Origin of the sequence: Nonomuraea sp. PA05, assembly GCF_008086045.1 — a bacterium.
In the GTDB taxonomy this organism is placed as follows: Bacteria; Actinomycetota; Actinomycetes; order Streptosporangiales; family Streptosporangiaceae; genus Nonomuraea; species Nonomuraea monospora.
Genome location: NZ_VSEY01000047.1, coordinates 95,595 through 105,692, shown reverse-complemented (window position 1 = coordinate 105,692; position 10,098 = coordinate 95,595). Strand labels below are relative to the sequence as shown.

The 10,098-nt window shown below is 72.1% G+C and carries 9 protein-coding genes; 6 read left to right on the top strand and 3 right to left on the bottom strand.

Annotated features, from left to right (window positions below):
- Nucleotides 1–902 (bottom strand): serine/threonine-protein kinase (locus FXF51_RS49655; protein ID WP_148441817.1); only part of this gene is annotated, 902 nt, incomplete at its 3' end.
- Between the two features lie 155 nt (nucleotides 903–1,057).
- Between FXF51_RS49655 and FXF51_RS49650 the strand changes: the two genes are divergently transcribed.
- The 4 genes from FXF51_RS49650 to FXF51_RS49635 are packed head-to-tail and all read left to right on the top strand — an operon-like array spanning nucleotide 1,058 to nucleotide 4,596.
- Nucleotides 1,058–2,227: a family 1 glycosylhydrolase gene (locus FXF51_RS49650; RefSeq protein WP_148441816.1), complete on the top strand. Its 1,170-nt coding sequence runs from the start codon at nucleotides 1,058–1,060 to the stop codon at nucleotides 2,225–2,227.
- Nucleotides 2,228–2,285: 58 nt separating this feature from the next.
- The gene (locus FXF51_RS49645; protein WP_148441815.1) at nucleotides 2,286–2,678 is read left to right on the top strand and encodes a GntR family transcriptional regulator; all 393 of its coding nucleotides are present in this window, start codon (nucleotides 2,286–2,288) and stop codon (nucleotides 2,676–2,678) included.
- The gene (locus FXF51_RS49640) at nucleotides 2,675–3,637 is read left to right on the top strand and encodes an ABC transporter ATP-binding protein (RefSeq protein ID WP_262380396.1); all 963 of its coding nucleotides are present in this window, start codon (nucleotides 2,675–2,677) and stop codon (nucleotides 3,635–3,637) included. Before FXF51_RS49645 ends, FXF51_RS49640 begins: the two co-directional genes overlap by 4 nt.
- On the top strand, nucleotides 3,634–4,596 hold the full coding sequence (locus FXF51_RS49635) for an ABC transporter permease (RefSeq protein ID WP_148441814.1): 963 nt from the start codon (nucleotides 3,634–3,636) through the stop codon (nucleotides 4,594–4,596). Before FXF51_RS49640 ends, FXF51_RS49635 begins: the two co-directional genes overlap by 4 nt.
- Before the next feature lie 49 nt (nucleotides 4,597–4,645).
- Here the strand turns inward: FXF51_RS49635 and FXF51_RS49630 are convergent, their stop codons facing one another.
- Both FXF51_RS49630 and FXF51_RS49625 read right to left on the bottom strand, forming a co-directional pair.
- Complete coding sequence (locus FXF51_RS49630) at nucleotides 4,646–6,874, bottom strand: glycoside hydrolase family 3 C-terminal domain-containing protein (RefSeq protein WP_148441813.1); 2,229 nt, start codon at nucleotides 6,872–6,874, stop codon at nucleotides 4,646–4,648.
- An 11-nt stretch (nucleotides 6,875–6,885) separates the two neighbouring features.
- Nucleotides 6,886–7,494, bottom strand: coding sequence for a TetR/AcrR family transcriptional regulator (locus FXF51_RS49625; RefSeq protein ID WP_148441812.1), 609 nt, complete (start codon nucleotides 7,492–7,494; stop codon nucleotides 6,886–6,888).
- A 119-nt stretch (nucleotides 7,495–7,613) separates the two neighbouring features.
- On the opposite strand from FXF51_RS49625, the gene FXF51_RS49620 reads away from it, so the two are divergent.
- The gene (locus FXF51_RS49620) at nucleotides 7,614–9,140 is read left to right on the top strand and encodes an ABC transporter substrate-binding protein (protein WP_148441811.1); all 1,527 of its coding nucleotides are present in this window, start codon (nucleotides 7,614–7,616) and stop codon (nucleotides 9,138–9,140) included.
- Nucleotides 9,140–10,081 carry an ABC transporter permease gene (locus FXF51_RS49615; RefSeq protein ID WP_148441810.1) on the top strand — a complete coding sequence of 314 codons (942 nt, stop codon included), beginning with the start codon at nucleotides 9,140–9,142 and terminating at the stop codon, nucleotides 10,079–10,081. Before FXF51_RS49620 ends, FXF51_RS49615 begins: the two co-directional genes overlap by 1 nt.
- The last annotated feature ends 17 nt before the right edge of the window (nucleotides 10,082–10,098 follow it).

Below are 10,098 nucleotides of genomic sequence, written 5' to 3'. Positions count from 1 at the left end.
GGCCCGCCGATCGGTCGCTGCGTGAGCCCGCCGGGCAGGGGCGCTCGCTGGAGGGCGAGGCGCTGGACCTCCGGCTCCACCACGGTGCCGTGGCCGATCAGCGACTGCAGCACCTGGAGGGAGGTCGGCCGCTCGCCGGGGTTCTTGGCCAGGCAGCGCGCGAGCACGTCACGCAGCGGCGCGGGCACGCCGTCCAGGTTCGGGGCGGCGTGCAGGATGCGGTGCGCCACCGCAGGGAAGGGCCCCTGGCCGAAGGGCGGGCCGCCGGTCGCGGCGAAGACCACCGTGGCCGCCCACGCGAACACGTCCGTGTGGGGCCCGGCGGGCTGCTCGCTGAGCTGCTCGGGCGCCATGTACGGCGGCGTCCCCAGCATGGAGCTCGTCGTGTGCCCGTCGGACTCCGGCGCGCGGGCGATGCCGAAGTCCACCACGCGCGGCCCGTCCGGCCCGATCAGCACGTTGGCCGGCTTGAAGTCCCGGTGGACCACCCGTGCGCCGTGGATGGCCGCCAGCGCGGTGATCGTGTGGGTGGCCAGCCGCTCCAGCGCGTTGCCCGTGAAGACGCCGTTGCGCTCCACGGTGGCCTGCAGCGACAGGCCGGGCACGTACTCGCTGACGATGTACGGCCGCTCGCCCAGCACGTCGGCGTCCAGGATCGCGGCGGTGTGCGCCTGCGGGACGCTGCGCGCGGCCTCCACCTCTCGCGCGAAGCGGGCGCGCGCCTGCGGGCCGGGCAGGCCGTCCGCTCTGAGCACCTTGACGGCGACCGGCCGCCCGCTTGGGTCGCGCCCGAGGTAGACGACGCCCTGCCCGCCGGCGCCGAGACGGGCCTGGACGGCGTAGCGGGAGATCTGGCGCGGGTCCTCGGGGGCGAGGGGAAGCATGTCGGCTTGATCGATCATGGCACCTTACTCGGGTCGCGGTGCTGGGTCGGCTTGCCATTCCGGGCTCCATTTTCGCGAACCGATCTCCGTCGCGGGACGGTTTCCGTGGGTGGGCGCGTTTACTAACCACCTGGTAGGTTTTGCGTCTACCGATGATGTGAAGGGACGGCGGCATGGGGATCGAGTTTCCCGAGGGCTTCCTCTGGGGTGCGGCGAGCAGCGCGCACCAGATCGAGGGCAACAACGTCGCCAGCGACCTGTGGGGGCTGGAGGGCCGGCTGCCCGAGCGCAGCGGCGACGCGTGCGACAGCTACCACCGCTGGCCGGAGGACCTCGACCTGGTGCGGGACCTCGGCCTGACCGCCTACCGGTTCGGCGTCGAATGGGCGCGCGTCGAACCGGTCGAAGGGCAGGTGTCGCGGGCCCACCTCGCGCACTACCGCCGCATGGTGGAGGGCTGCCTGGAGCGGGGCATCACCCCGATCGTGACGCTGCACCACTTCACCAGCCCGATGTGGTTCCAGCGGGAGGGCGGGTGGCGGTCCGGTGCGGCGGTCGAGCGGTTCCGCGCGTACGTGCGGGCCGTGCTGCCGATCCTCGACGGCGTCCCCTGGGTGTGCACGATCAACGAGCCCAACATGCTCGCGATGATGGCCGAGGCGATCAGGGACGGGCACCGCGAGACAGGCACGGCCGGCGCCATGGCGGCCCCCGACCAGGCGATGGCCGACACGCTGGCCGCCGCGCACCGGGCCGCCCGCGAGGAACTGGGCGCGGCGGGGCTGAGGGCGGGCTGGACGATCGCCAACCAGAACTTCCAGGCCGAGGACGGCGCCGAGGCCGAGCGGGACGCGTGGGCGTGGCCCCGCGAGGACCAGTTCCTGGAGGCGGCCAAGGGGGACGACTTCGTCGGCGTGCAGGCGTACACGCGGGTGCGGATCGGCAGGCAGGGCGCGCTGCCCGTGCCCGACGGCGCCCGCCGCACGCTCACCGGGTGGGAGTTCTACCCCGGCGCGCTCGGCGACGCCGTCCGGCACACCGCGGGGAAGCTGCCCGGCGTGCCGATCCTGGTGACGGAGAACGGCATTGCCACCGCCGACGACGCCGAGCGCGTGGAGTACACGAGCGCGGCGCTGGCCGGGCTGCACGCGGCCCTGGCGGAGGGGGCCGACGTGCGCGGATACCTGCACTGGTCGCTGCTGGACAACTACGAGTGGGGCTCGTGGGCGCCGACCTTCGGGCTGGTCTCGGTGCATCGGGAGACGTTCGCGCGCGAGGCCAAGCCCAGTGCGCGGTGGCTGGGTGAGGTCGCTCGTTCGAACGGCCTCCGAGCCGCCGGTTGACACGGAGCGGGCGCGTCCAACACCCTTTCACTATTCGATTAGTGAAAGGGTGTTTCGGTTGATCGAGTTCAACCTGGACAAGGGTTCGGGGGTGGCGACCTACCTTCAGCTCGTTCACCAGGTGAAACAGGCGTTGCGGCTGGGCACGTTGCGGCCAGGCGACCAGTTGCCGACCGCTCGCGAGGTGGTCGAGAGGCTGGCCATCAACCCCAACACGGTGCTCAAGGCGTATCGGGAACTGGAGCGCGAAGGGCTGGTCGAGGGGCGGCCGGGGATGGGGACGTTCGTCCGGCAGGGCATCGCGGGCGCGACGCTCGCCGAGCACACGCGGCTGCGGCGCAGTCTGGAGGTCTGGGTGCGTGAGGCCCGCGCGGCCGGGCTCGATCAGGAGGATCTGCGGGCGCTGTTCAGCGTGGTGACGGCCGATGCCGCGAAGGAGGGCGCGGCGTGAGGTTCGGCAGAGGAGGGCGCGAGGTGGCGTCGGGCAGGGGACGGCGCGGCGTGGTGTCCAGCGGAGGAGGGCGCGGGGGGACGCCCGCGCTGGAGGCGACCGGGCTGGGGGTGCAATACCGCAACACGTGGGCGTTGCGCGACTGCTCGCTGTCGGTACCCGCCGGACGGGTGGCGGCGCTCGTCGGGCCGAACGGAGCGGGCAAGACCACGCTCATGCACGCGGCCGTCGGCCTGCTGCGTCCCGCGCGGGGCAGCGTCCGCGCGGCTGGCGAGGTGGCGTTCGTGGCGCAGGACAAGCCGCTGTACGAGGGCTTCACCGTCGCCGAGATGCTCACCTTCGGCCGCCGCATGAACCACCGTGTGAACCGCCGATGGGACGGCCGCATGAACGGCCGCTGGGACGGCGATGCAGCCGCTGACCGGCTCGCCCGGCTGGGCATCCCGCTGGAGCGGAAGGTGAGCGCGCTGTCGGGTGGGCAGCAGGCGCAGGTGGCGGTCACGCTGGCGCTCGCCGTCCGGCCGGACCTGCTCGTGCTGGACGAGCCGCTGGCCAACCTCGACCCCCTCGCCCGCCACGACGTGATGCGCTCGATCATGGCGGAGGTGGCCGATCGGGAGCTGACCGTGCTGCTGTCCTCGCACGTCGTCTCAGATCTGGAGGAGACGTGCGACTGGCTGGTGGTGCTGAACGGCGGCCGGTCGCAGGTCAGCGGCGACATCGAGGAGCTGCTCGACGGGCATCTCGTGCTGACCGGCCCGGACGGGGCGTCGGCGGCGGGGGCACGGGTGGTGAGCGCGAGCCGTACCGGCAGGCAGGTCAGCATGCTGGTCAGGGGCGCCTGCCCGCCCGATCCGCGCTGGCAGGCACGGCGCCCTGGGCTGGAGGAGCTCGTCATGGGCTATCTGCGCAGCCCTGAGGCGGCGGCCCTGCCCGCTCCGACGGGGGTGGACGCGTGATCTGGGTGACCTGGCGCCAGCACCGGGCGCAGATCCTGGTGACGGCGGGCTTCCTGGCGCTGCTGGGCGTGCTGCTGCTGGGCTCGGCGATCGAGGCGAGCCGGTACGTGGCCGAGCACGCCCCGCCCGGCTGCCCGGGACCCGCCGTGGCGTGCGGCGACGTGGCCGTGGCGCTCGGGCAGCGCTACGACGCGGTCTACTCGGTGTTCGGCTGGATGCCGCTGGTGGCCCCCGCGCTGATCGGGGCGTTCTGGGGAGCGCCGCTGCTCGGCCGCGAGTACGAGCGCGGCACCCATCGCCTGGCCTGGACGCAGTCCGTGCCCGTGTGGCGGTGGCTGGCGGTCAAGCTGTCGGTCCTCGGCGCGGCGGTCGTGGCCGGGGGGCTGCTCCTGTCGCTCATGGTGAGCCTGTGGCGGCCCGTGTTCAGGGCGGGAGTCGACTCCGCGTTCGGCAACATCGGCGTGTTCAACATGGTCGGGGTGGAGCCGGCGGCGTGGTGGCTGTACGCGTTCGCGCTGGGCACGCTGGCCGGCACCCTCTTCCGGCGGACGCTGCCCGCGATGGCGCTGGTCGTGGCCGGGGTGGCGGTGACCATGTTCGCGCTGTTCCAGGTGAGCGACCACTACGCCGAGCCGGCGCGGATCGAGCTGTCCGGCACCGTGCTGCTCGACGATCCCGATGCCCGGCTGGTGAGCTCCGCCTGGGTGGAGCCGTCAGGGAAGGAGGTCGCCGAGCCGGTCGGCACCGGCTGCCCGCGCCGGGTGGACGCGGGACAGAGCAGCAGGAACGCGGAGGCTTGGCAGGCGTGCCTGTTCGAGAAGGGGTATCGGTACGCGGTGTACTACCACCCGGCGTCCCGGTTCTGGCGCTTCCAGTGGACCGAGGCGGGGATCCTGGTGCTCGCCTCGACGGCCTTCTGCGGCCTGGCCGTGCGCCGCACCCTCCGCCGCCCTGGTTGAAGGCCGCTGGTTGAAGGTTTCTGGTGGAGGCCGGCGGTTGGAAAGGCGTTCAGGACCCGGCGTGGACGGCGGCGACCAGGTCGTCCACGACCTGTGCCGTCAGCCCCAGCCCGAACGTGCGGAACTTGATCAGCGGGATGCCGAGCGCCAGCCCCAGCAGCGCCGGGTCGGCCTCGGCCAGGCCCGGCGCCCCGCTCAGCCGCTCCTTCAGCACCCGCCCGCCCACCGGGTGCGCCAGCCACTCGCCCAGCGTGGACATCGCGGTCAGCTCGCTCACCTGGCCGTCGCCCGGCGTGCGCACCTCGGCCCGCAGCCGGATGTCCCTGGAGGACGCGCCGACCTCGACGAGGAAGGAGCCGGGCTCGATCCGCCAGCCGCCGCGCTCCACCGACCACTGGGCCAGGTCCCGCCCGGTGAGCGGCAGCCGCACCCGCTCGCTCGCCCCCGGCGCGGGCCCGACCTTGGCGAAGCCGCGCAGCGTGTGGCGGGGACGGGTGGGCCGCTCCTCCTCGAAGGCCACGTAGAGCTGCGCGACCTCCTGCGCGTGCCGCTCCCCGGTGTTGGTGACGGTGAACTCCACCTGCCACTCGTTGGTACCGGTCTCGCGCACCTCCAGGCCGGAGTAGGCGAAGCTGGAGTAGGTGAGCCCGTGGCCGAAGGGGTAGGCCACCTCGGTGCCGAGCGTGTCGTGGTGCCGGTAGCCGACGTAGCGGCCCTCGCCGTACAGGACGTGCCCGTCGGAGCCGGGGAAGTGCAGGTGGCAGGGCACGTCGGCCAGACGCAGCGGGATCGTCTCGGTGAGCCGTCCCGACGGGCTGTGCGTGCCCAGCAGCAGGTCGGCGAGCGCCGCCCCGCCCGCCTGGCCGAGCAGCCACCCCTCCAGTACGGCGGAGGCGTGTTCCTGCCAGCCGGCGACCGAGACGACGCCACCGTTGGAGAGCACGACGACGACCTTCGGGCAGGCCCCGGCCACCCGGCGCAGCAACGCCACCTGGCCGGCGGGCAGGTCGAGGCTCGTGCGGTCGAAGCCCTCCGACTCCTCGACGTCCGCCAGGCCGAGGAACACCACGGCCACGTCGGCGTCGGCGGCCGTGCGCACCGCCTCGTGCTCCAGGCCGGGGTCCGGTGTTCCGTCGGGCCGGTAGCCGGGGGCGAACGTCACGTCCATCGCCGTGCGCAGCGCGTCCAGGGCGTTGTCCAGCCTGGTGGGGACCACGTGGGAGCTGCCGTGGCCCTGGTAGCGCGGGCTGCGGGCCTGCTCGCCCAGCACCGCGACGCGCAGGCCGGGGGCGAGGGGCAGGACGCCGTCGTTCTTCAGCAGCACGGCCGAGGCACGGGCGGCCTCACGGGCCAGCTCGTGGTGCGCGTCGGCGTCCCAGCCGCCGCCGCCCCGGCTTTCGGCGTCGCGGTTCTGAAGGTCCGGGCGTGGCCGGGCGCGCACCCGTTCGGCCAGCCGGATCACCCGCCCGGCCGCCACGTCCAGGACGGACTCGGCCAGGCGCCCGTCCCGCACCGCCGCCACGATCTCCTCGTCGGTGCCCGTGGGCGGCATCTCCAGGTCGAGCCCCGCCTCCAGAGCGGCCACCCGATCGTTGACCGCCCCCCAGTCCGACATCACCAGCCCGTCGAACCCCCACTCCCCGCGCAGAAGGTCGGTCAGCAGCCACCGGTGCTGGCTGGCGTGGACGCCGTTGATCCGGTTGTAGGCGCACATCACCGCGTACGGCCCCGCCTCCCGCACGATGTGCTCGAAGGCGGGCAGGTAGATCTCGCGCAGCGTCCGCTCGTCCACGTCGGCGCTGACCCGCATGCGGTCGGTCTCCTGGTTGTTGACCGCGAAGTGCTTCACGCACGCCCCGACGCCGAGCGACTGGATGCCGTTCACCACGGCCGCCCCCATCACGCCGGTCAGGTGCGGGTCCTCGGAGAAGTACTCGAAATTGCGCCCGCACAGCGGGGAGCGCTTGATGTTCACGCCGGGCCCGAGCACCACGTCCACCCCGAGCGCGGCGGCCTCCCCGGCCAGGGCGGCGCCCACGCGCCGGGCGAGCGCGGGGTCCCAGGAGGAGCCGAGTGCGACGGCGGGCGGGAAGCAGGTGGCGGGCACGCTCCCGCGCAGCCCCAGCGCGTCGCCGTCGCCGGGGGAGCCGCCCTGGCGGCGGATGCCGTGCGGGCCGTCGGAGAGTGTGAGGGCGGGCACCACGTCACGCACCGCCGTGGTGTGCCAGGTGCCGCTCCCGGACGTCAGCGACGCCTTCTCCACCAGGGTGAGTTTCATCCGAGCATCCTTCAGGGTTTGGGGTCCAGTCCGAGCTGCCGCAGGAACGTGATCACCGCGGCGCGCATGTCCACCTGGTCGGGATCGAGCAGCCACTGCGTCTGCAGCCCGTCGATGAGCGCGATGAGCTGCGCGGCGACCGCGCCGGGATCGTGCGGCAGCGACGGCGTGGACCGCGCGAACAGGATGCCGAGCAGCCACGCCGCCTGCCGCCGCAGCCTGCGGTAACGCTTGACGAAGTAGTCGTGGGCGGGATGGCCGGGGTCGGCCGCCTCGCCGGAGATCTTGACGTAGAGGCCGACGAGGCCGGGGGTGCCCATGTTCCTGGCCACCTGGTCGACGATGCGGTCGAGCAGCTCCTCCGGTGACAGATCGACGTCGCGCCCGTGCATCAGCTCGCCGTCCACCTCGTCGCGGCGGCTGAGCACGTCGATGAGCAGGCTCTCCTTGCCGGGGAAGTGGTGCAGCAGGCCGGCGTGGGTCAGCCCGGCGTGCGCGGCGATGTCGCGCAGCGACACGGCGTGGAAGCCGGAGCGCGAGAACAGCTCTGTGGCGGAGTCGAGGATGCGCGCGCGGGTGCGCTCGCCCTTGCTGCCTCGACGTGGCGTCGGTTCGGTCACCGGCCTGCCCTTCTGCGGTTACGTGCCGTGTAGGGCGAGAGTAGCCCGCGAGAATTAAACCTACCACGTGGTTAGTTTTGCGGTGTATGCTCCCCGGCAAACGAGACGGAGTGAGCGCCATGAAGAGATCCGCCACCGCAGCCCTCCTCGTCACCGCGAGCCTGATCGCCGGCTGTTCCGGCCCCGGAGGCGGCGGTACGGCGGGCGGCGCGCGCACGACACTGGACATCGCGACGATGACCCTGCCGCAGAGCCTCGACCCCAAGGACGCCAACGGCAGCGCGCTGCCGTTCTTCCAGGCGGTTTACGACACGCTCATCAAACGCGAGCCCGACGGCACGTACAGCCCGATGCTCGCCACCGAGTGGTCCTACGACGACGCGCTCACGAAGCTGAGCCTCACCCTGCGCGGCGACGTGAAGTTCGACGACGGCACGCCGTTCGACGCCGAGGCCGTCAAGGCGAACATGGAGCGCTTCCGTGAGGGCGGCGGCGCCCAGGCCAAGACGCTCGACGACGTCAAGAGCATCGACGTCGCCGATGCCACCCACGTCACGCTCGTGCTGAGCAAGCCGAACCCGGCCATGATCTATTACCTGAGCGACGCCGCCGGCCTCATGGCCAACCCGAAGGACTTCGCCCAGGACGACACCCTGAAGACCAAGCCGGGCGGCACCGGGCCGTACGAGCTGGACCCGGGCCAGACCGTGATCGGCACCAAGTGGGTCTTCACCCGCACCGCCCGCTACTGGGGCGCCAAGCTGCCCTACGACACGATCACGATCAGCTACTTCGACAACGAGACCGCCATCGTCAACGGCATCAAGACCGGCCAGATCGATGCCGCTCTCATCCAGGACGCCGACCAGCAGATCAGCGTCGAGAGCGACCCCAAGGTGAAGACCGTCAAGCAGGAGTTCGACTTCCAGGGCGTGTTCCTGTTCGACCGGGCCGGGGCGGTCACGCCCGAGCTGCGCGACCCCCGCGTACGGCAGGCGCTGAACTACGCGATCGACCGCCCGACCATGCTGGCCAAGATCCGCCAGGGGCGCGGCGCCGTCACCAGCCAGGTCTTCGGCCCCGCCACGGCCGCCTACAAGCCGGAGCTGGACACGTACTACACCTTCGACCAGGCCAAGGCCCGCGCGCTGCTCAAGGAGGCCGGCCACGAGAGCGGCTTCACGCTGAAGCTGCCGCGCATCCCCGCCATCGTCTCCGACGCGCTGGCCGCCTCGCTCCAGTCGGACCTCGGCGCCGTCGGCGTCAAGCTGGTCTGGGACGACCTCGACCCCGGCTCCGCCGTCCAGCGCATCTTCAAGGACCGCGCCTACTCCGGGATGGTCATGAACATGGGCCAGTCGCCGGCCGACTGGGTCGCGGTCGGCGAGGTCGTGCTGCCCGGCGCGTTCAACATGTTCGGCTACACCGACGACACCGTGAAGAAGCTGCTGCCCAAGATCCAGGGCAGCGCCGCGCAGGACGCCGAGGCCGACCTCCAGGCGCTCAACGAGCACCTCGTCGCCGACGGCTGGTTCATGCCCTTCTACCGGATGACGTACCTGCACGTCTCCGGCGGAAGCGTGACGATCAAGCCGCAGGACGGCATGGCCGTGCCCGCCATCTACAACTACGCGCCCGCACAGTGATGCTCGGCTTCGTCCTGCGCAGGATCGCCGCCGGGCTCCTCCTCGTGCTGGTGATCTCCTTCCTCTCCTACACGCTGCTGTCGATCCCCGGCCTCGACGTGGGCAGGCAACTGCTGGGGCAGAGCGCGTCCCAGGAGCTCGTGGACGCCAAGAACGCCGCGCTCGGCCTGGACCGGCCCGTCCTCGTCCAGTACCTGGACTGGCTCGCGCACGCCGTGCGCGGCGACCTCGGCACGTCCTGGTTCACCAGCGAGAACGTGGTCCGCGCCGTCGCCAACCGGCTGCCCGTCACGATCAGCCTGATGGCCGGGGTCACGCTCGTCACGGCGGTGGCCGCGTTCCTGCTGGGCGTCTGGGCGGGGGTGCGGCGCGGCGCGGTGGACCGGTTCGTCCAGGTCTTCTCCGTCCTCGGCTACGCGCTGCCGAACTTCCTGGTCACGCTGGTCATCGTGCTCGTCTTCGCGGTGCGTCTGCGGTGGTTCCCCGCCATCGGGTACGTCGGGATCGGCGAGTCCTTCACCGGGTGGCTGTCCACGGTGCTGCTGCCCGTGCTCTCGCTGTCGGCCGGGTCCGTCGCGGGGGTCGCCCAGCAGGTCAGAAGCTCGGTGATCGAGGTGCTGCGCCAGGACTACGTACGGACCCTGCGCGCCAGGGGGCTGCCGCCGTCGCGCGTCGTCGGCAAGCACGTGCTGCGCAACGCCTCGGCTCCGGCGCTGGCCGTGCTCGGCATGCAGTTCGTCGGGCTGCTCGGCGGGGCCGTCCTGGTCGAGCAGATCTTCGGGCTGCCGGGCATCGGCAGCATGACCGTCACCTACACCACGCGTGGCGACATTCCGGTCATCATGGCGCTGGTCATGCTCACCGTGATCGGCGTGATCGCCGTCAACCTCGTCGTCGACGTCCTCATCGGCTGGCTCAACCCGAAGGCGAGGCTCGCATGAGCACCTTCTCCCGTACT